The organism is Streptomyces sp. NPDC048197, assembly GCF_043202395.1.
Lineage (GTDB): Bacteria > Actinomycetota > Actinomycetes > Streptomycetales > Streptomycetaceae > Streptomyces > Streptomyces siderophoricus.
This window is the reverse complement of record NZ_JBIDAJ010000066.1, coordinates 1-22,822: the sequence shown is the minus strand read 5'-3', so window position 1 is coordinate 22,822 and position 22,822 is coordinate 1. Positions and strand designations below refer to the sequence as shown.

The following is a 22,822-nucleotide window of genomic DNA, read 5'->3' as shown; positions in this document are numbered from 1 at the left end:
CGTCAGCAGTCCACACAACCGGCCCCGGAGGTCCGTCACCGCACCCGACACCCACCCAGCCCGCCGCAGGCGCAACGGCGAGACGACCCGCGGCGGGAGAGACGGGTACGTGTGGGGCGCCGCAAAGCGCAACGGCGACCAAGCCCCGCGGCGGCACAGACGCGTACGTGGGAGGCGCCGCAAAGCGCAACGGCGAGGCGACCCGCGGCGGGACAGACGGGTACGTGCGGGGCGCCGCAAAGCGCGCAACGGCGAGCCCCGCGGCGGGACAGCCAGGTACGTGGGAGGCACCGCAAAGCGCAGCGGAATGTTCGCCGGCAGGAAAGATCCACGTGGCTCGCTCCACGCACCGGGCGCCGACAACAGCCGTATGCGTGTCGTCATCGTCACCGAATCCTTCCCGCCCGATGTCAACGGCGTGGCCCACTGCGCCCTGGAAACCGCCCGTCACCTCGTCCGGCGCGGGCACGATCCGCTCGTCATCGCCCCGCTCGGTGGCGCCGCGCCCGCAACCGGTACGCACGACAGCCCCTGCCCCGTCGTGCGGGTGCCGTCGATGCCGCTGCCCGGATACCCGCAGGTGCGGATCGCGCTCCCCGGGCGGCGGCTGTCCGCGGCGCTGGCCGGTCACCGGCCCGATCTGGTGCACCTCGCCGGCCCCTTCGTCCTCGGTGCCCGCGGGATGGCCGCCGCGGCCCGCCTGGGGGTGCCCGCGGTCGCCGTTTACCAGACCGACCTGGGCCGTTACGCCCGTACCTACCTCGGCGGCGGCACCGCCACCGCCTGGCGGCGGCTGCGCGCGGTGCACGGGGCCGCCGACCGCACCCTGGCGCCCTCCAGCGCGGCGCTGCTGGACCTGACCGAGCACGGCGTGCCCCGCGTCCACCTGTGGCCGCGCGGGGTGGACTCCACCCGGTTCCACCCGGGGCGGCGGGACGCGGTGCTGCGCAGTTCGCTGACCGCCGGGCGGGAGCTGCTGGTGGGGTACGTGGGGCGGCTCGCGCCGGAGAAGGAGGTCCGGCTGCTGGCCGAGACCTCCCGGCTGCCGGGCGTCCGTACCGTCGTCATCGGCGAGGGCCCCAGCGCCGCCGGGCTGCGCGCCGCCCTCCCGGAGGTCCGCTTCCTCGGCCGCCGCACCGGTGACGAACTCGCCCGGCTCTACGCCTCCCTGGACGTCTTCGTGCACACCGGGCCCTACGAGACCTTCTGCCAGACCGTGCAGGAGGCGATGGCCTCGGGCGTGCCCGTGGTCGCGCCGCGGGCCGGCGGGCCGGTCGATCTGGTCGACCACGGCCGTACCGGGCTCCTGGTCACCCCCGGCGACGGCAGCGCGTTCCGGGACGCGGTGCGCTTCCTGGCGGGCAGCGCCGAACTGCGCGTGCGGTACGGCGCCGCGGCCCGCCGGGCCGTCGCGGACCGCACCTGGGAAGCCGTCGGCGACCAGTTGCTGGGCCACTACGAGGACGTGCTCGCCGACCGGACGGCGGTGGCGGCATGAACCGGCGGGCGGCCCGCACGACGGGCCTGCGGATCGTACGGATCGCCAACTTCGTCACCCCGGCCTCCGGCGGGCTGCGCACCGCGCTCGCCGCACTCGGCGCCGGCTACCGGGCCGCCGGGCACGAACCGGTGCTCATCGTGCCCGGGCCGCCCGGGGACGGGCGGATGCGGGAGGAACTCGCCGCCCAGGGGCGGGTGTTCACGCTGCCGGGGACCGTGCTGCCCGGCAGCGGCGGCTACCGGATGCTGACCGACCGGCACCGGGTGCAGCGGCTGCTGGAAGGGCTGGCGCCCGACCGGCTGGAGGTCTCGGACCGTACGACGCTGCGCTGGACGGGCGAGTGGGCCCGCCGGGCCCGGGTCCCCGCGGTGATGGTCTCGCACGAGAGCGTGGACGGGGTGCTGGGCACCTGGGGCGTGCCGCGGCCGCTCGCCCGGGCCGCCGCGGACCGGCTCAACCGCCGTACCGCGTACGCCTACAGCCGGGTGGTGTGCACCACCGAGTGGGCGGCCGCGGAGTTCACCCGGGCCGGCGCGCGCAATGTCGTACGCGCCCCGCTCGGGGTGGATCTGGATGCCTGGCACCCGGACTGCGGCAGCGTGGAGCTGCGCCGCCGGTGTGCGGGCCGGGCCGGGGTGCTGCTGCTGATGTGCTCCCGGCTGTCCCAGGAGAAGCGGCCCGGGCGGGCCCTGGACGCGCTCGCCGAGCTGCGCCGGCGCGGGATCGACGCGGCGCTGGTCGTGGTCGGAGACGGGCCGCTGCGGGGCCGGCTGGCCGCCCGCGCGCGGGCCGAGCGGCTGCCCGCGGCCTTCCTGGGGCACCTCGCCGACCGCGACCGGCTGGCCGCCCTGCAGGCCAGCGCCGATCTCGCGCTGGCGCCCGGGCCCGCCGAAACGTTCGGGCTGGCCGCCCTGGAGGCGCTGGCCTGCGGCACTCCGGTGGTCGCCAGCGCGGCCTCGGCGCTGGCCGGGCTCGTCGGCGGCGGGGGCGACACCGCGCTCGACGACGGTCCGTCCTTCGCCGACGCCGTCCAGCGGGTACTGGCCCGGCCGGAACCGGCCCGGCGCGCCGCAGCCCGCCGGCAGGCCGAGGGCTACGGCTGGCAACCGGCCGTGGACGCCTTCCTGGCGGCGCACGACGCCGCCCTGCCGCTGGCCCGGCCCGCCACCCCCGTACCCGCCGCGCCGCATCCGGCGGGCCCCCGGGGCGGGTGGTGACGGTGCGGTCCACAACGGGGCCGATACCCGAGCAGCCGTCTGCGGGGGCGGCGGGAGCCGAGCGGCCGTCTATGGGGGCTGCGGCAGGGGAACGGCCGGCTACGGGACCGGCGGCAGCCGAACGCCCACCTACCGGACCAGCGGCAGCGGAAGAGCCGATACCCGAGCAGTCGCCTACGGGACCGGCGGCAGCGAGACGGCCGATACCCGAGCAGTCGCCAACGGGACCGGCGGCAGCCGAACGGCCGCCTACGGGAGCAGCGGCAGCCGAACGCCCGCCCACGGGACCGGCGGCAGCGGAAGAGCCGATACCCGAGCAGTCGCCCACGGGACCGGCGTCAGCCGAACGGCCGATGCCGGAGCAGTCGCCGGCCGGGTGGCCGCCCATGGCACCGCCGGGACCGGCCCGCAGCGGGGAACCCGTCCGTTTTGTCGCGCTCGGGGACTCGCTGACCGAGGGGCTGGGCGATCCCCTTCCGGGTGGGGGCTGGCGGGGCTGGGCGGTGTTGCTGGCGGCGGCGTTGGGGGAGCGGCCGGAGAGTGTGAGGCTGGTGAACCTGGCGGTCAGCGGGGCGCTGGCGGCGGACGTGGCCGAGCGGCAGCTGCCCGCCGCGCGGGCGCACCGGCCGCGGTTCGCGTCGCTGGTCGTCGGCGCGAACGACACCCTGCGCGCCGCCTTCGCCATCGAGCGGGTCGCGGTCGCACTGGACCGGGCGTACGGCGCGCTGAGCGGCGACGGGGCCGTGGTCCTGACGGCCTGTCTGCCCGATCCGGGCCGGATGCTGGGGCTGCCCGCGCCGCTGGCCCGGCCGCTGGGGCGCCGGATGCGGGCGGTCAACACCGTCGTCCACGCGCTCGCCGCCCGCCACGGGGGCGTGCACCTGCATCTGGCCGAGTACCCCTGGGTCACCGAACGCGCCTGTTGGAGCGTGGACCGGCTGCACCCCAGCGAACGCGGGCACCGGCTGCTGGCCCGCGGCTTCCACGCGCAGCTCGCCGCCGCCGGCCTGTCCGTGGGCCCGCCGCCCGCGCTCACCCTCGACGGCCGGCCACCGACCCGTACCGGCTCCGCGCTGTGGATGGCCACCAAGGGCACCCGCTGGGTCGTCGACCGCTGCACCGACCTGCTGCCCGGTCTGCTCGCCCTCGCGGCCCGGGAGTACCGGCACTCGCTCGCGGGCACCGGGCGCCTCCTGGACGCCGCGGCCGACCGGACCACCCGTGCCGCGCTCGCCGCCCTCCCCGGGCCGGAAGCCGCCGCGGCCCTCCCCGGGCCGAAAGCCGCCGTGTGCGCGCCGGGCGCTGCGACAATGACGGGATGACGACCGGACGCTGGGAGTTCTGGATCGACCGCGGCGGCACGTTCACGGACGTCGTCGGCAGACGCCCGGACGGGCGGCTGGTCACCGGCAAACTGCTCTCGCACCACCCCGAGCGCTACCGGGACGCCGCGGTGGCCGGCATCCGGATGATGCTCGGCCTGGGCCCGGACGAACCGGTGCCCGCCGAGCGGGTCTCCGTCGTCAAGATGGGCACCACCGTCGCCACCAACGCCCTCCTGGAGCGCAAGGGCGAGCCGACCGTGCTGCTCATCACCGAGGGCTTCCGCGACGCGCTGCGGATCGCCTACCAGAACCGCCCGCGGATCTTCGACCGCCGGATCGTGCTGCCCGAGGCGCTCTACGACCGGGTGATCGAGGTGCCGGAGCGGATCGGGGCGCACGGCGACGTGGTCCGGCCCCTGGACGCCGACCGGGTCCGCGAGGCGCTCGGCCGGGCCCGCGCCGACGGGCTGCGCAGCGCCGCCGTCGTCCTGCTGCACGGCTACCGCCACGTCGAGCACGAGCAGGCCGTCGCCGAGCTGGCCCGGGAAGCCGGCTTCCCCCAGGTCAGCTGCTCGCACGAGGTCAGCCCGCTGATGAAGCTGGTGCCGCGCGGCGACACCACCGTCGTCGACGCCTACCTCTCGCCGATCCTGGCCCGCTACGTCGACGAGATCGCCGCCCAGCTCCCCGGCATCCGGCTGATGTTCATGCAGTCCAACGGCGGGCTGCGGCAGGCCGCGCACTTCCGCGGGAAGGACGCGGTGCTCTCCGGCCCCGCGGGCGGCGTGGTCGGCATGGTCCGTACGGCCGCCGAGGCCGGTCCCGGCCACGACCGGGTGATCGGCTTCGACATGGGCGGCACCTCCACCGACGTGTCGCACTACGCCGGTGAGTTCGAGCGGGTCTTCGGCAACGAGGTCGCCGGCGTCCGGATGCGCGCCCCGATGATGAACATCCACACCGTCGCGGCCGGCGGCGGCTCCGTCCTGCACTTCGACGGGCGCCGCTACCGGGTCGGCCCCGACTCCGCCGGCGCCGACCCGGGACCGGCCTGCTACCGCCGCGGCGGCCCGCTGACCGTCACCGACGCCAATGTGATGCTCGGCCGCATCCAGCCGGCCCACTTCCCGGCGGTGTTCGGACCCGACGGCGACCGGCCGCTGGACGACCAGGCGGTCCGGGAGCGCTTCGCGGAGCTGGCCGCCCGGGCCGCCGCCGACACCGGGGACGACCGCGGCCCCGAGGAGGTCGCCGCCGGGTTCCTGGACATCGCCGTGCTCAACATGGCCAACGCGGTCAAGAAGATCTCCGTCCAGCGCGGCCACGACATCACCCGCTACGCCCTCACCAGTTTCGGCGGCGCCGGCGGCCAGCACGCCTGCGCGGTCGCCGACGCCCTGGGCGTCGACACGGTCCTCGTCCCGCCGCTGGCCGGCGTGCTCTCGGCGTACGGCATCGGCGTCGCGGACGCCACCGCGATGCGCGAACAGGCCGTCGAGGCGGAGTTCGCGGACCCCGCGGCGCTCGACCACGTCCACGAGGTGTGCACCGCGCTCGCCGACCAGACCCGCCGCGAACTCCTCGACGACGGGGTGCCGGACGCGTCGATCACCACCCGCGCCCGGGTGCTGGTCCGCTACGCCGGGACCGACTCGCCCCTCGGCGTCCCGCTCGGCGACGCGGAGGCGATGGCGGAGGAGTTCGTCCGGGCGCACCGCGAGCGGTACGCCTTCACCATGGACAAACCGCTGGTCGCCGAGGCGGTGTCGGTCGAGGCGCGCGGCGAGTCCGGCGGCGCCCGCGGCTACGAGGCGCAGAGCGGCGGCAGAGACGGGGAGTTGACGCCCGCCGCGACGGTGCGGATGTACGCGGGCGGACGCTGGCGGGACACCGGCCTGTACCGGCGGGACGGGCTGCGGCCCGGTGACGTCCTCACCGGCCCGGCGATCGTCGCCGAGGCCGACGCCACCACCGTCGTCGATCCCGACTGGCAGGCGGAGATGGGCGACCGCGGGCACCTGATGCTGACCCGCACCCGCCCGCGCGGCGACCGGGTCGCGGTCGGCACCGAAGCCGACCCGGTGATGCTGGAGGTCTTCAACAGCCTCTTCATGGCCATCGCCGAGCAGATGGGCGTCCGGCTGGAGAACACCGCGCACTCCGTCAACATCAAGGAGCGGCTGGACTTCTCCTGTGCGCTGTTCGACGCCGAGGGCAATCTGATCGCCAACGCCCCGCACATCCCCGTACACCTGGGATCGATGGGGGAGTCCATCAAGGAGGTGCTCCGCCGGCGCCGCGGCGACCTGCGGCCCGGCGACGTCTACGCGATCAACGACCCGTACCACGGCGGTACCCACCTCCCGGACGTCACGGTCGTCACGCCCGTGTTCGGCGCCGACGGCGACGACCTGCTGTTCCTGGTGGCGTCCCGCGGCCACCACGCCGAGATCGGCGGCATCACCCCCGGCTCGATGCCCGCGTTCAGCACCACCATCCAGGAGGAGGGCATCCTCTTCGACAACTGGCTGCTGGTCCGGGACGGGACGCTGCGGGAGCGCGAGACCCGTGAGCTGCTCACCTCGGGCCCGTACCCGTCCCGTTCACCGGACGCCAACCTCGCCGATCTGCGCGCCCAGATCGCCGCGAACGAGAAGGGCATCCAGGAACTCCGCAGGATGACCGACCAGTTCGGGCTGGACGTCGTACGGGCCTACATGGGCCACGTCCAGGACAACGCGGAGGAATCCGTCCGCCGGATCATCGACGGGCTGTCGGACGGCAGCTACCGCTACGAGACGGACAGCGGCGCGGAGATCCGGGTCGCGCTGACCGTCGACCGGGAGGCCCGCGGCGCCGTGCTGGACTTCGCCGGCACCTCGCCCCAGCAGCCCGGCAACACCAACGCGCCCACCTCGGTGGTGATGGCCGCGGTGCTGTACGTCTTCCGCACCCTGGTCGGCGAGGACATCCCGCTCAACAGCGGCTGCCTCAAGCCCGTCGAGGTGCGCATCCCCGAGGGCTCGATGCTGGCGCCCGTCTTCCCGGCGGCCACCGTCGCGGGCAACGTGGAGACCTCCCAGGCGGTCACCGGCGCGCTCTACGCCGCACTGGGCATCCAGGCCGAGGGCTCCGGCACGATGAACAACCTCACCTTCGGCAACGACCGGGTGCAGTACTACGAGACCGTGGCCAGCGGTTCGGGCGCCGGCGACGGCTTCCACGGCGCGGACGCCGTGCAGACCCACATGACCAACTCCCGGCTGACCGACCCCGAGGTCCTGGAGTGGCGCTACCCGGTCCGCGTCGACGCCTTCGCGATCCGCGACGGCAGCGGTGGCCGCGGCCGCTGGCACGGCGGCTGCGGCGTCGAGCGCCGGCTGCGCTTCCTGGAGCCGGTCACCCTCGCCCTGCTCACCCACCACCGCCGCGTCCCGCCCTACGGCATGGCGGGCGGCGCCCCGGGCGCGCTGGGCGCCAACCTCATCGAGCGTGCCGACGGCACCTGCGAGGAACTCCGGGGCTGCGACGCGGCGGAGGCCGGCGTGGACGACGTACTGGTGCTGCGGACGCCCGGGGGCGGGGGCTACGGGGAGCCGTGATCCGTGGCCGGCCGCTGCTCCTGTCCCGCGCGGCGGCACGCCTCGAAGGCGACCACCGCGGGGACGTAGTCCCGCCGCAGCTCGACGTAGCAGGCCCGCACGGCCTCGGGGGTGCCCTCGGCCCCGATGAGACAGGCCCGTTCCACCACCTCCGGGTCCGCGCCGGGATGCTGTGCCAGGACGTGGTAGAAGCAGGCCTGCGGGGTCGCGTGGGCGGCCGGGGCGACGGCCACGACGCCGCCGAGGGTGAGGGCGAGACCGCTGAGCGCGGCGGCGAGGCGCGGTACGAGACGCATGGGGGGACGGTTCCTTCCGTGCGGAGGTCCGAGCTGGTCACTCGGAGCGATTGACTCGCTACGGAACGTGCCCAAGGGGGTGTCCGGCAACGCGGGCGGAGGCGGGGTGCCGGGCGTGAACGGCCGGCGCACCGTGCCCACTTCGGGCGGCGGTGTGCGCCGGTGTCACCGGGAGTGCGCCGCCCGGTCCGGCCGTCGGCCGAGGCGTACGAACCGGACCGGGGTGCCCGGCACCGCCTGCGCCGCGGGCGCCAGGAATCGCTCGGGCACCACGCCCACGACCGGGTAGCCGCCGGTCGTGGGGTGGTCGTGCAGGAAGAGCACCGGAAGGCCGTTCGGCGGGACCTGCAGGGCGCCCAACGGCATGCCTTCGCTGGGGAGTTCGCCGGTACGGGCGCGTTCCAGCGGGGGGCCCTCGGTGCGCAGCCCGATGCGGTTGCTGGCCGCGGAGACCCGGAAGCGGCCGGTGGTCAGGGTCTGCAGCCCGTCCTCGGTGAACCAGGCGTCGCGCGGGCCGGGCAGGAACGGCAGGCACAGTTCGGTCACCGGGCCCGGGTGCGGGACGGCGTCCGCGGCGGCGGGCGGGCCGTACGGGTCGCCCAGCGGGAGCACCGCGCCGTCGGTGAGCGGATCGGGGCCGAGGCCGGACAGCAGGTCGGCGGCGCGGCTGCCGAGCACCTGCTCGGTGTCGATGCCGCCCGCGAAGGCCAGGTGGGAGCGCAGCCCGTGGACCGGCGTCCCGGCGTCCAGGACGGCGCCCGCCGGGACGCGCACCGGGGCGCCCCAGGGGGCGGGGCGGCCGTCCACGGTCACCGGGCAGGGCGCGCCGGTGACCGCGACCGTGGTGGCCGTCCGCACCCGTACGGCGCAGCCGGTCAGCGTCGTCTCCAGGGTGGCGGCCGTTTCGGGGTTGCCGACCAGGCGGTTGGCGAGGCGGTGCGCGGGCCCGTCCAGGGCGCCGGCCCGGGGCACCCCGAGATGGGCGTGGCCGGGACGGCCGAGGTCCTGCACGGTGGTGAGCGCACCGGCCCGTACCACCGCGAGGGCGCGGTCGGTCATCGGGCGGTCCCCAGGGGCACGAAGCGGACGCGGGTGCCGGGGGTGAGCAGCGCGGCCGGCTCCCGGCGCGGGTCCCACAGCACGGCGTCGGTGGTACCGATGAGCTGCCAGCCGCCGGGGGAGGACCGCGGATAGACCCCGGTGTACGGGCCGGCCAGCGCGACCGAGCCGACCGGGACCTTGGTCCGGGGGGTGTCCCGGCGCGGCACGTGCAGCGGCTCGGGCAGCCCGGTCAGATAGCCGAACCCGGGCGCGAAGCCGCAGAAGGCGACGTGGAAGGTGGTGCCGGAGTGCCGGCGGACGACCTCCTCGGGGGTGGTGTCCCACAGGGCGGCGACGTCGGCGAGGTCGGGGCCGTCGTAGCGGACCGGGATCTCGACGGCCGGCCGGTCGTCGGCGGGGCGGGGCGGGACGTCCCAGGTGGCGAGTTCGGCGATCAGCCCGCGGGGGTCGGCCAGGCCGTCGAGGAAGACCGTGCGGGCGGCCGGCACGATCTCTCCGACCGGTGGCAGGGTGCCGTCGGCGGCCCGGCGCAGCAGCTCGGCGTGGAGCGCGCCGACCTCCTCGGCGCTGTCCAGCTCGATCAGCAGGCCGTGTTCGCCGACCGGCAGCGGCCTCATACGAAGCTCCGGATGCGTACCCCGGCGGCGGTCAGCTCGGACCGGACGCGCCGGGCGAGGCCGGCGGCGCCCGGGGTGTCGCCGTGCAGGCACAGCGAGCGGGCGGTGATCTCCACCCGGCGGCCGTCGGCCGCGGTGACCGCGCGGTCCCGGGCCATGCCCAGGGCGCGCTTGACGACCTCGTCGGGGTCGTGGACGACCGCGCCCGGCTCGCGGCGCGGGACGAGGGTGCCCGCGGCGGTGTAGGCGCGGTCGGCGAACGCCTCGCCGACCACCGGCAGTCCGGCCTCCCGGGCGGCCTCGTGCAGTCGGGAGCCGGGCAGTCCGAGGACCGGCAGCCCGCCGCCCGCGGTACGGATGCCGGCGATCACCGCGCCGGCCTGCTCCGCGTCGTGCACACAGCGGTTGTAGAGCGCGCCGTGCGGTTTGACGTAGCCGACCCGGGCGCCGGCGGCCCGGGCGAAGACGTCGAGGGCGCCGATCTGGTAGGCGATCTCGTCGGCGAGTTCGTCCGGCGGGACGTCCATCGCGCGGCGGCCGAAGCCGGCCAGGTCGCGGTAGGAGACCTGGGCGCCGATGACCACCCCGCGCTCGGCGGCCAGCGCGCAGACCCGGCGCATCGTGGCCGGATCGCCGGCGTGGAAGCCGCAGGCGACGTTGGCGCTGGTCACCACGGACAGCAGGGCCTCGTCGTCGGTGAGCTGCCAGCGGCCGAAGCCCTCGCCGAGGTCGGCGTTGAGGTCGATGACGGGAGCATCCGCACGGTCCGGGGAGTCCACCGCGTCGCTCATGTCGCTCCGTTCCAGGGTGCTCGGTGCCGGCCGGGTGGGCCGGGGCGGGCCGGGGCAGGGCGTGGCGGCCCGGTTGCGGGCGGGGGAGGGACGGCAGGGGCGAACCGGCCGGCCCGTATCCGTAGTGACTCTCCCCCGAGGGCACCCGAGCCGACCGGCGTTGGGGGACAACGTAGAGGATTGTTGAACGATCCGACAAGGGGTGTGCGGGCTCCGGACGCGGTTCCGTTGTCCTGTCCCCGGATCTGGGATTGACTTCCGTCCACATCACGCCCGGACGGCCCGGCCGGCCACCGGGCACGGTACGAGAGCGGGGAGCCAGATGGCCGGCGGAGTGGCGAAGAACGACCAGGGGCGGCTCGCCGAGGTCGCGGGACTGGAACGGGACCGGGCCCTGCTCGGCCGCGCCAGTACGGCGGAACGGGTCGCCGACATCCTGCGCGACCGGATCACCGAGGGCTACTTCCCGCCCGGCGCCCGGCTGTCGGAGGAGAGCATCGGCGGCGCGCTGGGCGTCTCCCGCAACACCCTGCGCGAGGCCTTCCGGCTGCTGACGCACGAGCGGCTGCTGGTGCACGAGCTCAACCGCGGGGTGTTCGTGCGGGTGGTGACGGTCGAGGACCTGGACGACATCTACCGGGTGCGCACGCTCGTCGAGTGCGCGGCGGTCCGCAGCCTGGGGGAGGGGCCCTACGACGAGGGGACGACCGCGGCCATCGCCGGCATCGAGGCGGCAGTGCAGGCCGGTGAGGCCGCCTCCCAGGACCGGGAGTGGCAGGACCTGTCGACCGCCAACATCCGCTTCCACCAGGGCATCGTGGCGCTGGCCGGCAGCCCGCGCACCGACGAGCTGATGCGCGGCGTGCTGGCCGAACTGCGGCTGGTCTTCCACGTCATGGCCGATCCCCGGCGGTTCCACGCGCCCTATCTGACCCGGAACCGGCAGATCGTGGAAGCCCTGCAGGCCGGCGACGCGGCGGAGGCCGAACGGCTGCTGCTGTCCTACCTGGAGGACTCGCGCAGCCAGTTGTCGGGCGCGTACGCCCAGCACATCGCCCGGGACTGACCCACGGTCCGAGGTTCGCCCGCGCAGACCCCTTGTCGGATCGTTGAACAATCGCCTAGCCTCCGCTGCAATCTCTTCACCCCTCTCCCGGACCCCTGCGGTCCCGTACGCGGAAGGCGGATCCATGATCGTGCTCCTCGGCGTGCTCGTGGTCGTGATCGGCTTCGCCACGAAACGCAATCCGCTCCTGGTCGTCGCGGTGGCCGGCATCGCCACCGGCCTCCTGGGCGGACTGTCCCCCGGCAAGGTCCTCGCCGCCTTCGGCGAGGGCTTCGCCGGCAGCCGGGCGGTGACCATCTTCGCCATCACCCTCCCGGTCATCGGCCTCCTGGAGCGCTACGGCCTCCAGGAACGCGCCCGCACCCTCATCGCCCGCTTCTCAAGGCTCACCACCGGCCGGTTCCTCGCGCTCTACCTGGGCCTGCGGCAGATCGGCGCCGCCGTAGGACTGACCAACGTCTTCGGGCACGCCCAGACCGTCCGGCCGCTCGCCGTCCCGATGGCCGAGGGCGCAGCCGAGCGCAAGTACGGCGGACTGCCCGAACGGACCCGGGAAAAGGTCCGGGCGTTCGCCGCCAGCGCGGACAACGTCGGCCTGTTCTTCGGCGAGGACGTCTTCCTCGCCGTCGGCTCCATCCTGCTGATCACCGGATTCGTCAACACCACCTACGGCACCCACCTCGAACCGCTGCACCTCGCACTGTGGGCCATCCCCACCGCCGTGTGCGCCTTCCTGGTCCACGGCTGGCGACTGCTGCGCCTGGACCGCCAGTTGGAGCGCGAACTCCGTACCGCCCCCGTCCCGACCGACGCCGCAGTGGAGGCAGCCCAGTGATCAAGGCGGAGTGGTTCTACTGGCTGGTCGGCCTCAGCTTCCTGGTGATGGCCGCCCAGATGCTCACCGACCGCAGCAACCCCAAGCGGTACGGCACCGGCGCCTTCTGGGGCCTGATCGGCGCCGGCTTCGTCTACAGCAGCTGGGTCGTCACCAAACAGGCACCCGCCGAGCCGCTCGGCGTCGCCGTCCTCGTCATGGCCTGCCTGGCCGGCTTCGGCTTCACCGGACGCGGCACCCCGCGCACCACCACCCCCGAGGAGCGCACGGCCGGCGCCGCCCGGCTCGGCAACAAGCTCTTCGTCCCCGCACTCACCATCCCGGCCGTCGCCATGGCCTGCGCCATCGGCGTCAAGCACCTGACCATAGGTGGGGAACCGGTCCTCCAGGAGGGCAGCGAAACCATCCTCGGCCTGGGCATCGGCGCCGTCGCCGCCCTCGTCGTCGGCATGGTCATGCTCCGCGAGAAGCGGATCACGGTGCCCGTCCAGGCCGGCCGCTCCATGCTGGAGGCGATGGGCTGGGCGATGCTGCTGCCGCAGATGCTGGCCACCCTGGGCGCCATCTTCCAGGTCTCCGGCGTCGGCGACCAGGTCGGCAAACTCACCACCTCCGTCCTGCCCAAGGACTCCCTCTACATCGCCATCGCCCTGTACTGCGTGGGCATGTTCGCCTTCACCATCGTCATGGGCAACGCCTTCGCCGCCTTCCCCGTGATGACCGCGGCCGTCGGCTGGCCCGTCCTCATCGGGCACTTCCACGGCAACCCCGCCGCCGTCCTGGCCGTCGGCATGCTCGCCGGATTCTGCGGCACCCTCGTGACGCCGATGGCCGCCAACTTCAACATCGTCCCGGCGGCCCTGCTGGAACTGAAGGACCAGTACGGGCCCATCAAGGCCCAACTGCCCACCGCCGGCGTCCTGCTCGGCTGCAACATCGTGATCATGGCCCTGTTCGCCTTCTGAACCGGCCGGCCCGCCCGCCGCGGCACGGCGCCCCACCGCCGTGCCCGCGCCGTTCCCCCCCCGACCACCCGCACCGAGGACGACCGTATGACCCGGGTACTGCTGACCGGATTCGCCCCCTTCGACGGAGAGGCCGTCAACCCCTCCTGGCAGGCGGTACGCGCAGCCACCGCCGAACCGCCGCCCGGCATCGAGGCCTCAGCCGTCGAACTGCCCTGCGTCTACGGGGCGTCGATGGCCGTGCTGCGCGCCGCGATCGACGAGGCCCGCCCCGAGATCGTCATCTGCGTCGGCCAGGCCGGCGGCCGCCCCGACATCACCGTCGAACGCGTCGCCCTCAACGTCGACGACGCCCGCATCCCCGACGCCACGGGCGCCGAACCCGTCGACGAACCGGTCGTGCCCGGCGGCCCCGCCGCCTACTTCTCCACCCTCCCCATCAAGGCCTGCGTGGCCGCCGTACACGCCGCCGGCCTCCCCGCCTCGGTCTCCAACACGGCCGGCACCTTCGTCTGCAACCACGTCTTCTACGGCCTGGCCCACCTCATCGCCACCGAACTCACCGGCGTGCGCGGCGGATTCGTGCACGTCCCCTACGCCCCCGAACAGGTCACCGACCGCGCCCAGCCCTCCCTCCCGGTCGACGCGGTCGCCCGGGCGCTGCGGGAGATCGCCGCCACCACGGCCCGCACCCGCACCGACCTCCGCATCGCCGGCGGAGCCACCCATTGACCACCGCCACCGGCGCCCACGCCACCGAACTCGCCGCCCACGCCGAGCGGTTCGCCGCCGTGGCCCGGGCCAACGTCACCCGCGCCTACCCGTTCGCCCCGATGCACCTCCTCGCCGGGCCCGAGGACCTGGTGCCGCCCCGCACCCACCACCCGGCCTTCCACGGCTCGTACGACTGGCACTCCGCCGTCCACATGCACTGGCTGCTGGTCCGGCTGCTGCGCCGCTGCCCGCAGCGCGTCCCCCGCGAGGCGGTGACCGACGTCCTCGACGCCCACCTCACCCCCGCCCACCTCGCCGCGGAAGCCGCCTACCTGCGCGCCCACCCCTCCTTCGAGCGGCCCTACGGCTGGGCCTGGCTGCTCGCGCTCACCGCCGAATGCCGGGCGCTCGGCGGCGCCGCGGGCGACCGCTGGGCCGCCGCGCTGGCGCCCGCGGCCGCAACCGCCGACGACCTGCTGCGCGCCTGGCTGCCGCGCGCCACCTACCCCGTCCGCCACGGCACCCACACCAACAGCGCCTTCGCGCTCGGCCTGGTCCTGGACAGCGCCGCCGCGGCCGGCCGCCCCGCACTGGCCGGGCCGGTCACCCGTACGCTGCGCCGCTGGTTCACCGACGACCACACCGCGCCCGCCCACTGGGAACCCTCCGGACAGGACTTCCTCTCCCCGGCGCTCAGCGAGGCCGAGGCGATGGCACGGGTCCTGCCGCGCCCCGGATTCGCCGCCTGGCTGGACCGCTTCCTGCCCGGCCTCGAACGGCGCGCCCCGGCCGCCCTGCTCGGCCCGCCCACCGTCTCCGACCCCGCCGACCCCCAGATCGGCCATCTCATCGGCCTCTCGCTGAGCCGGGCGGCCGCACTGCGCCGGATCGCCGCCGCGCTGCCCGGCGGTGACCCGCGCCGCCCGGTCCTCACCGCCGCGGCCCGCGACCACCTGGTCGCCGGCCTCCCGCACACCGTCACCGGGGACTTCACCGCCGACCACTGGCTCGCCACCTTCGCCGTGCTCGCCCTGGACGGACCGCCGGCCGGCGACGGACCCTCCGGGGCGTGACCGCAAAGGGACCCTGACCAAAAAGGGCCCTGACCGCACAGGGCCCCGACCGCAAAGGGGGCCTGACCGGCGAACGGAGCTGACCGGCAAAGGGACCTGCCGTCCGGCCGCGGCCGCCCACGCCGTAAACTGGCCGACCGGCCGAAGCGCCGCCCGCCCGCGGTCCGTCAAGGGATCCGGCGGCCGTTCCACCCGTGAGCGGATCCGCGCCGTTTCGTCCGTTGTCAGTGCGAGCGCCTACTCTGTGCGACGTGACTTTTCCCGCCCAGGGGCCCGCTGCGCCCCAGCTCAACGGGGTCAACCGCCCCGCGCCGGGCCCGGCCGCCGACGAAGGCCTGGCCCGCCGGCTGCGTGCCCTGGCCTGCACCGCGCCGCTGCACGACCTCGACGCGCGCAAGGCCAACCTCGCGGGCGAATACGGCGTCTACGCCATGGCGGAGGTGGCGCTCGCCGTCATCGACCTGGTCACCCTCAACATGGACTTCGACACCGGCGCCGACCACGAGGAAATAGTGGCCAAGGTGCTCCCCCGGGTCGCCGCCCAGACCCCCGGCCGCCCCACCGCCGAACACGAGCGGGTGGCCCGCTGGGTGCTGGAGAACCTCATCAACGTCGGCAGCGTCGACCGCGGCTTCCGCGCGGTCTACGGCACCTTCACCACCGACGGCGAGTACATCCGCCGCGACTACGACTTCAAGCTCATCGAAGAGGTCCCCGGCGCCGGCGGCAGCGTCTACCTCCGCGCCACCGACGAAGCGGTCAACGTCCTGGTCGGCGCGCTCGACACCGACGTCACCAGCGCCCAGATCGCCGCCGAGGTCAAGCTGGAGGTGCTGATCAGCCGCGGCCGGCTGGCCGACGCCCAGCTCGCCGCCGAACAGGCCCGCTACCGCACCGTCCAGTACGCCGAGACCCTCCGCCGCACCCTGGACGCCACCCGGCGCAACGTCCGCGCGGTCGACTGGCTGGAAACCGTCCCCGACATGATCAACGAGGCGCTCGACCACGTCGCGGACCGCTACCGCCACGAGAACGCCATCCTCACCAACATCCGCAAGGTCCGCGACGAGGCCGAGGCCGACGACCCCAGGACGGGCGAGCACAAGCGGCGCGCAGCCGAGCTCGTCGACATCGTCAAGGACTGCATCCGCCGCCACACCCAGCTCCAGTCGCGGCTGCTGGAGGCCGGCCCGCTCTTCCGCGCCGAACAGGATCGGCAGGCGTTCGCCACCCCCGTCGCCCGGGCCGGCCTCGACCTGTACGGCCAGCTCGTCGCCCCCGTCCTGCCGCTCCCCGTCGAGCAGGCCATCCGCGTCACCGACGCCTTCTTCGCACACGGCACCGGCCTGCGCACCCCCGCGGCCGTCCGCGTCGGCGACCTCGTCGAGGTGCTGCTCACCCCACCCGTCGAGCGCGAACACCTCGGTGCCGAGATGCCCGAGCCCGACCTGGTGGCCACCCCCGACGACAGCCGCTTCAGCGAGGCCCAGCTCGACGCCGCGATGGCCCTGCTCGACCTCCCGCCGGACGCGCCCCGCCGACTGTCCGGCCTGCTCGCCGAGGCCCGCCGCAGCGACCCGGAACTCCCCTACCTCGTCGCCCTGCTGGCAGTGCACGCCGCCAGCCCCCCGGTCGGCACCGCCTACCGCCAGGGCGAACAGCAGCTGCTGTTCGCCGTCGACGACGGCACCGAGCTGACCGACCCCGAGTTCGGCGGCGCCGACCTCATCGTCGGCACGGCCCTGCTGGACGCCGCGGGCATGGCCGCCGACCGCTCGGAGGCCGCCTGATGACGCCCCCGACCCCGCCCGCAACACCCCGAACCGTCCCCCGCAAGGAGCTTGGCCCGTGACCCCGTACGACGCCGACGAGACGCCGCAGCCGGACCCGGCGTCCCCACCCGGCGAACCGGACCGGGGCGCGCCCACCGCCGACGGCACACCGGCCGCAGCCGCGCAGACCACCGGCCCGGCCCCCGTCACCCCGGCCGACGCCGCGGACGCCGCGCGGCTGGTCTCCTTCGGACTCCAGCCCAAACTGCTGCCCGCCCGCGACGCCGACTACGGCGAACTCCTCCGCCGCTACCGCGACGACCCCGCCTTCGCCCGGCTCGCCGACGCCGTCGCCACCGGCCTCGGCCTGGTCGTCCTGGAGGTCTCCACCCGCGCCGGCATGGCCGTCACCGCCGCCGAGGACTCCGTCTTCGCGGTCCGCATGGGCGACTACGCCCGCCGCGCCTCCGCCGACTCCGCCGACCGCTTCCTGCACGGCCTGGCCCACCTCGCGGTCGCCGCGCTCGCCTTCCCGCGCCCCGAGGACCTCGCCGACGACGGCTACATCGGCCGGATCACCGTCAACGGCGTCGACGCCTTCGTCCGCCAGGCCTGCCGCCGCCTGGAGGAACGCGCCGAGCAGCAGGGCGAGAACACCGACCCGGTCACCGACGCCCCCGGCCTGGAATCCGCCTGGCGGATCTACGCGCGGCGCAGCGCCACCGGCGCCACCAAGGACGCCCGGCGGCTGGCCGGTTCGACCACCGGCATCATCGCCAAGGCCGTCACCTTCCTCGTCGACTCCGGCTTCCTGCAGCGCACCGGCGACGACGCCGGCGGCGCCTACCGCACCACCGCCCGCTACCAACTCCAGGTCCGCGACATGGCCGGCAGCGCCGCCATGGCCGAGCTCCTCGACCTCGGCATCGTCCCGGTCGCCGACGGCAGCGCCTCGCTGCTGCCCGGCGAGGACACCGACGCCCTCGACCTGGTCGCGGACGCCGGACTGCCCTTCCACTCCGGCTGACCGACCACCCCGCCCGCCGCCTCCCGCCACGACAACGAAAGTCCGCCATGTACGAGCTGTCCCGGGTCCGTCTCTACTCCATCGGGCCCGCCGGTGCGCGCTACGCCGACACCGTGCTGGACCTGCGCGGAGTCGGCGCGCCCGTGCCCCGACCGGCCCCGGCCCAGGCGGACTTCTTCGAGGACGAGCCGGTCGGCCCGCCACGCCGGCCGGCCCCCGCGGGCGTGCTCTTCCTGGAGAACGGCGGCGGCAAGTCCGTCCTGCTCAAGCTGATCTTCTCGGTGATGCTGCCCGGCCACCGCAACACCCTCGGCGGCGCCAGCTCCGGCGTGCTGCGCAAGTTCCTGCTCGCCGACGACTGCGGCCACGTCGCCCTGGAGTGGCAGCACGTCCTCACCGGCGAATCCGTCGTCGTCGGCAAGGTCAGCGAATGGCGCGGCCGGCAGGTCTCCAACGACCCCCGCAAGTTCGCCGAGGCGTGGTACAGCTTCCGGCCCGGCCCCGGCATGAGCCTGGACTCGCTCCCGGTCGCCGAGGCCACCGTCGTCCGGCCCCGCCAGGAGGGCGCCGAGGGCTCCTCCGGCGCCCAGGGCCGCCGCCGCACGATGAAGGGCTTCCGCGACGTCCTCACCGAGGCCGGGAAGAACTACCCCAACCTGGACGTCATCTGGGAAGAGGTCCACGAACGCTGGAACGAACACCTCGGCGAGCTGGGCCTGGACCCCGAACTCTTCCGCTACCAGCGCGAGATGAACGCCGACGAGGGCGAGGCGGCCGGCCTCTTCGCGGTGAAGAACGACTCCGACTTCACCGACCTGCTGCTGCGCGCCGTCACCGACACCCGGGACACCGACGGCCTCGCCGACCTCGTCCACGGCTTCGCCCACAAGCTCGGCCGGCGCGCCGAACTCACCGCCGAACGCGACTTCACCGCCGGCTCCCTCGACCTCCTCTCCCGCATCGCAGGCGCCGCCGAACAGCGCGAACGCGCCCGCGAGGTGCACGCCGGCGCCGAGCGCCGCACCCGCGCCCTGGCCCAGCGGCTGCACGCCCGCGGCACCGAGGAGCGCGGCCGCGCCGCCGAGCTCGCCGAACAGGTCGCCACCGCCGCCCACCGCGTCACCGACGCCGAGCAGGTCCGCGAGCGCCGCGCCCTGGTCTCCGCCGAACTCGCCTACCGGCACGCCTCCCTGGCGCTGGCCGCCGCCGAGAAGGGCGCCGCCGCCCAGCGCCGCGAGCTCAACGACGCCCGTACGCTGCACAGCGCCTGGCAGGCCGCCGAGATCGCGCTGCGGCACCGCGCCGCCGCCGACCGCTCCGCCCGGGTCGCCGCCGCCATCCGCGAGGCCGAGCGGGACGCCGCACCCGCGCTCGCCGCCCGCGCCACCGCCGCCGCCGACCTCGTCCGCGCCCTGCACGCGGCGGCCGAGGCCGGGGAGCGGATCGCCAACGAGGAGGAGGAGCGCTCCGCCGCCCTCCAGGAGACCGGCGAGTCCGCGCACCGCGACGCCACCACCGCCGCCACCCACGCCCAGCGCGCCCGCAGCGAGGCCGACCACCTCCGGCAGCGGCTCGCCGAGGTCGCCCAGGAGACCGAGGAGGCCGTCCGGGCCGGCTGGCTGGACGACACCGCCCCGGACGCCGACCCGGCCCGCGCCGCGCTCGCCGCCTCGGACGCCGAGAAGACCGCCGTCGAATCCTGGGACGTCGCCCGGGAGGCGGCCGGCCGGGCCACCGACCGGGCCCGCGAGGCGACCGCCCGGCACTCCGCCGCTGAACTCGCCGCGGCCCGCGCCGAGGACGCCGCCGAGGCCGCCGGGCGCGCCTTCGACGCCGAGCGCCGGGCCGCCGAGTCGATCGGCGCCGAGCCACGGCTGGCCGACCTCCTCGGCCTCCCGCCCGCCGACGGCCGCACCGTCGGAGTGCCCGGCCCGCGTACGGCCGGCGGCGCCGAGCCGGGCACCCCGCGACGCCCGGCCGGTGCCGGCCCGCTGACCGCCGAGGAACTGGACCGCAACGCCGACGCCCTCCAGGAACTCCTGGAGGACGGCGTCGCCGCCGCCGAGCGGCAGCTCTTCGAACTGCGCACCGCCGCCGCCGACGACGCCCGGATCCTCGGCGCCCTCGGCGACGGCGGCCTGCTGCCGCCCGGGCCGGACGTGCTCACCACCGTCGAGTACCTCGGCGAACACGGCGTGCCCGCCCTGCCCGGCTGGCGCTACCTCGCCCAGGCCGTCGACCCGGCCGACCACGCCCGGGTGCTGGCCGCCCGCCCCGAACTCGTCGACGGCGTGATCATCACGGACCCGGACTCGCACGCCCGGGCCCGTGAGGTGCTCGGCCAGGCCGCCCTGCTGCCCCGCTCCGCCGTCGCGGTCGGCACCGCCGCCGCACTCCTCGCCCCCACCCCCGCCGACGACGAGCGGGATCCGGCCGTCTTTCTCGTCCCGCCGAACCCGGCGATGCACGACGAATCCGCCGCCGACGAGGAGCGGCAGGCACTGCGGGCCCGCGCCATAGAGCGCGACGAGGAGATCCGGACGCTGGCCGCCCGGCTCGCCGGCGACCGCGCGCTGGCCGCCCGGCTCGGCTCCTGGCGCACCGGCTGCCCCGCCGGCCGGCTCGCCGAGCTCGCCGCCGCCGTGGAAGAGACCCGTACGTCCGCCGAGCAGGCCGCCGCCGAACTGGCCGAGGCCCGTACCGCCCGGGCCGAGGCCGACGAGACGGCCGCCGAGGCCACCCGGGCGCGCGACGAGCGGCAGGAGGCCGCGCAGCGCGCCCGCCGCGCCGCCGATCTGCTGGCCGGACTCGCCCACCGGCTGCGCGAACGCGCCTCCTGGCAGTCCCGGCTGCGCGAACTCGCCGACGAGGCAGCCGAGTTCGAGGCCCGCGCCGAGGAATGCGTGGACCGCGCCCGGGCCGCCGACGAGGACCGCCGGGCCGCCCAGCGCGCCGCCGACGACGCCCGCCGCACGGCCCGTGCGCTGCGCGCCGAGCGCGCCGAGATCGCCGGCGTACCGGACGACCTGGGCGAGGCACCCGAGGCCCCGACCGCCTCGCTGCCCGCGCTGCGCGAGGCCTACCGCGCCGCCTCCCAGCTCTACGAGAAGGTCGGCGTCGGCGCGGACCTGCGCGCCGAACAGGCCCGCGCCGAGGGCGAGGAATCCGCCGCGCTGGCCGAGCTGAACCGTCTCACCAACAAGGTCCGCACCCGCGCCGAGGCGCTCCTGGAGAGCCCGGACGCCGCCGACGGCCCGTCCCGGCAGGCAGCCGCGGCCCGCGCCGAATCGTTGGTGCAGATGCTGGAGAGCCGCGCCTCGGCCGCCAGCGAGCAGCTCGGCCGGCTCCGCGGCGAGGCCGAGCGGCTCGCCCCGACGGACGGCGAGGCACACACCGAACTCCCCGACGAGCTGGTGCCCGCCGACGCCGACCGCGCCAAGGAACTGCTGCGCACCGCGTCCGGCGAACTCGCCACCGCCACCGAGGCGCTGGCCGCCGCCCGCACCGGGCACGAGGAGCTGCTGCGGGCCCACCGCGCGGCCGAGGACGCGGCCGGCGGCTTCGACGAGACCGCCGCCCTGCTGCGCGATCTGCTGCGGGACCACCACGACACCGAGGAGGGCGCACCGGCGCCGATCGAGCCGTACGCCGGCTCCCTCGACGGCGCCCGGCAGGCCGCCGCCGAGTCCCGCCGCTCGCTGCGCGGCTGCGCCGCCGATCTGTCCGCCGCGGAATCCGCGGTCCGCGAGGCCGCCGACATCCTTGTCCGGCACGCCAACTCCACCCGCTACGAACAGGTCCGCACCCCGGCCCGGCAGCAGATCCGCGAACTGCCCGCCGCGGCCCTGCCGGACCACGCCGCCAAGTGGGCCGAGGCGTTCGCGCCCCGCCTGCGGGTGCTCACCGACGAGCTGGCGCAGCTGGAGCGCAACCGCGACTCCATCGTCGACCGGCTCCGCGGGCTGGTCGAGTCCTCGCTCACCACGCTCCGTTCGGCCCAGCGGCTGTCCCGGCTCCCGGAGGGGCTGGGGGAGTGGTCCGGCCAGGAGTTCCTGCGGATCCGCTTCGAGGACCCCGACCAGGCCACCCTCACCGAGCGGCTGGGCGAGGTCATCGACGAGGCGACCCGCGCGGCCGTGAAGAAGAACAGCGATCTGCGCCGGGACGGGATGTCCCTGCTGCTGCGCGGGGTGCACGCCGCGCTGCTGCCGCGCGGGGTCGCGGTGGAGATCCTCAAGCCGGACGCGGTGCTGCGCGCCGAGCGGGTGCCGGTCGGGCAGATGGGCGACGTCTTCTCCGGCGGCCAGCTGCTGACCGCCGCCATCGCCCTGTACTGCACCATGGCGGCGCTGCGCAGCAACGACCGGGGCCGGGACAAGCAGCGGCACGCCGGCACGCTCTTCCTGGACAACCCCATCGGCCGCGCCAACGCCACCTATCTGCTGGAGCTCCAGCGGGCGGTCGCCGATGCCCTGGGCGTCCAGCTCCTCTACACCACCGGCCTGTTCGACACCACCGCGCTCGCCGAGTTCCCGCTGGTCATCCGGCTGCGCAACGACGCGGACCTGCGGGCGGGGCTGAAGTACATCAGCGTCGAGGAACACCTGCGCCCGGGCCTCCCCCAGCCCGACCCGTCCGGCGAGGCGGTGCACGGCCAGATCACGGCAACCCGGATGTACCGCCGCCCGGAGGACCCGCCGACGGAGTGACCTTGCGGCGCCTCCCACGTACTTGGCTTTCCCGCCGCGGGGCGCTGCGCTTTGCGGGGCCTCCCGCGTACCTGGCTTTCCCGCCGTGGTTGTTGGTCGCCGTTGCGCGCTTTGCGGCGCCCCGCACGTAGTTGTCTGCGGCGCCGCGGGCCTGCTCGCCGTTGCGCCTGGCGGCGGGCGTGGTGTTTTTGGGTGCGGTGACAGCCCTACAGACTTCGTCCTCCGGTCTGTCCCCTCCCGTTGGTGGGGG

At 75.5% G+C, this 22,822-nt stretch carries 15 protein-coding genes and 1 pseudogene; 12 read left to right on the top strand and 4 right to left on the bottom strand.

Annotated elements, in window-relative coordinates:
• Nucleotides 1–370 precede the first annotated feature (370 nt).
• From ACGF4C_RS38720 to ACGF4C_RS38705, 4 genes are all read left to right on the top strand, one after another.
• The gene (locus tag ACGF4C_RS38720; RefSeq protein WP_393573276.1) at nucleotides 371–1,498 is read left to right on the top strand and encodes a glycosyltransferase family 4 protein; all 1,128 of its coding nucleotides are present in this window, start codon (nucleotides 371–373) and stop codon (nucleotides 1,496–1,498) included.
• Nucleotides 1,495–2,718, top strand: a complete 1,224-nt coding sequence (locus ACGF4C_RS38715; RefSeq protein WP_393573274.1) for a glycosyltransferase — start codon at nucleotides 1,495–1,497, stop codon at nucleotides 2,716–2,718. Before ACGF4C_RS38720 ends, ACGF4C_RS38715 begins: the two co-directional genes overlap by 4 nt.
• 386 nt (nucleotides 2,719–3,104) lie before the next feature.
• Nucleotides 3,105–4,040: an SGNH/GDSL hydrolase family protein gene (locus ACGF4C_RS38710; protein ID WP_393573272.1), complete on the top strand. Its 936-nt coding sequence runs from the start codon at nucleotides 3,105–3,107 to the stop codon at nucleotides 4,038–4,040.
• Nucleotides 4,037–7,645: a hydantoinase B/oxoprolinase family protein gene (locus tag ACGF4C_RS38705; protein ID WP_393573270.1), complete on the top strand. Its 3,609-nt coding sequence runs from the start codon at nucleotides 4,037–4,039 to the stop codon at nucleotides 7,643–7,645. Before ACGF4C_RS38710 ends, ACGF4C_RS38705 begins: the two co-directional genes overlap by 4 nt.
• Here ACGF4C_RS38705 and ACGF4C_RS38700 read toward each other — a convergent pair.
• The 4 genes from ACGF4C_RS38700 to ACGF4C_RS38685 all read right to left on the bottom strand — a co-directional run bounded on the left by ACGF4C_RS38700 (nucleotide 7,630) and on the right by ACGF4C_RS38685 (nucleotide 10,411).
• A complete protein-coding gene (locus tag ACGF4C_RS38700; RefSeq protein ID WP_393573268.1) occupies nucleotides 7,630–7,941 on the bottom strand; it encodes a hypothetical protein in 312 nt (103 codons plus the stop codon). The two genes, ACGF4C_RS38705 and ACGF4C_RS38700, sit on opposite strands and share 16 nt — an antisense overlap.
• Nucleotides 7,942–8,106: 165 nt before the next feature.
• Nucleotides 8,107–9,000, bottom strand: coding sequence for a biotin-dependent carboxyltransferase family protein (locus tag ACGF4C_RS38695; RefSeq protein WP_393573266.1), 894 nt, complete (start codon nucleotides 8,998–9,000; stop codon nucleotides 8,107–8,109).
• Entirely contained in the window at nucleotides 8,997–9,620 is a 624-nt protein-coding gene (gene pxpB, locus ACGF4C_RS38690) for a 5-oxoprolinase subunit PxpB (protein ID WP_351530011.1), read from the bottom strand. The genes ACGF4C_RS38695 and pxpB overlap by 4 nt, the downstream gene beginning before the upstream one ends.
• Nucleotides 9,617–10,411: a LamB/YcsF family protein gene (locus tag ACGF4C_RS38685; protein WP_393573264.1), complete on the bottom strand. Its 795-nt coding sequence runs from the start codon at nucleotides 10,409–10,411 to the stop codon at nucleotides 9,617–9,619. The genes pxpB and ACGF4C_RS38685 overlap by 4 nt, the downstream gene beginning before the upstream one ends.
• A gap of 322 nt (nucleotides 10,412–10,733) precedes the next feature.
• On the opposite strand from ACGF4C_RS38685, the gene ACGF4C_RS38680 reads away from it, so the two are divergent.
• The 8 genes and pseudogenes from ACGF4C_RS38680 to ACGF4C_RS38645 all read left to right on the top strand — a co-directional run bounded on the left by ACGF4C_RS38680 (nucleotide 10,734) and on the right by ACGF4C_RS38645 (nucleotide 22,572).
• Nucleotides 10,734–11,477 (top strand): GntR family transcriptional regulator, encoded by a 744-nt coding sequence (locus tag ACGF4C_RS38680; RefSeq protein WP_393573261.1) that lies wholly within the window; start codon nucleotides 10,734–10,736, stop codon nucleotides 11,475–11,477.
• A gap of 124 nt (nucleotides 11,478–11,601) precedes the next feature.
• The gene (locus tag ACGF4C_RS38675) at nucleotides 11,602–12,312 is read left to right on the top strand and encodes a DUF969 domain-containing protein (RefSeq protein ID WP_393573255.1); all 711 of its coding nucleotides are present in this window, start codon (nucleotides 11,602–11,604) and stop codon (nucleotides 12,310–12,312) included.
• Nucleotides 12,309–13,277, top strand: coding sequence for a DUF979 domain-containing protein (locus tag ACGF4C_RS38670; RefSeq protein WP_393573253.1), 969 nt, complete (start codon nucleotides 12,309–12,311; stop codon nucleotides 13,275–13,277). Before ACGF4C_RS38675 ends, ACGF4C_RS38670 begins: the two co-directional genes overlap by 4 nt.
• Nucleotides 13,278–13,364: 87 nt before the next feature.
• Nucleotides 13,365–14,009: a pyroglutamyl-peptidase I gene (pcp, locus tag ACGF4C_RS38665; protein WP_393573251.1), complete on the top strand. Its 645-nt coding sequence runs from the start codon at nucleotides 13,365–13,367 to the stop codon at nucleotides 14,007–14,009.
• Nucleotides 14,006–15,064, top strand: coding sequence for a DUF2891 domain-containing protein (locus tag ACGF4C_RS38660; RefSeq protein WP_393573249.1), 1,059 nt, complete (start codon nucleotides 14,006–14,008; stop codon nucleotides 15,062–15,064). The genes pcp and ACGF4C_RS38660 overlap by 4 nt, the downstream gene beginning before the upstream one ends.
• A 251-nt stretch (nucleotides 15,065–15,315) precedes the next feature.
• A pseudogene (locus ACGF4C_RS38655) lies at nucleotides 15,316–16,851 on the top strand (hypothetical protein); the annotation flags it as partial.
• Nucleotides 16,852–16,912: 61 nt separating this feature from the next.
• Nucleotides 16,913–17,863 (top strand): hypothetical protein, encoded by a 951-nt coding sequence (locus ACGF4C_RS38650; RefSeq protein WP_393573247.1) that lies wholly within the window; start codon nucleotides 16,913–16,915, stop codon nucleotides 17,861–17,863.
• A gap of 47 nt (nucleotides 17,864–17,910) precedes the next feature.
• Nucleotides 17,911–22,572: a hypothetical protein gene (locus ACGF4C_RS38645; RefSeq protein ID WP_393573245.1), complete on the top strand. Its 4,662-nt coding sequence runs from the start codon at nucleotides 17,911–17,913 to the stop codon at nucleotides 22,570–22,572.
• Nucleotides 22,573–22,822: the final 250 nt, after the last annotated feature.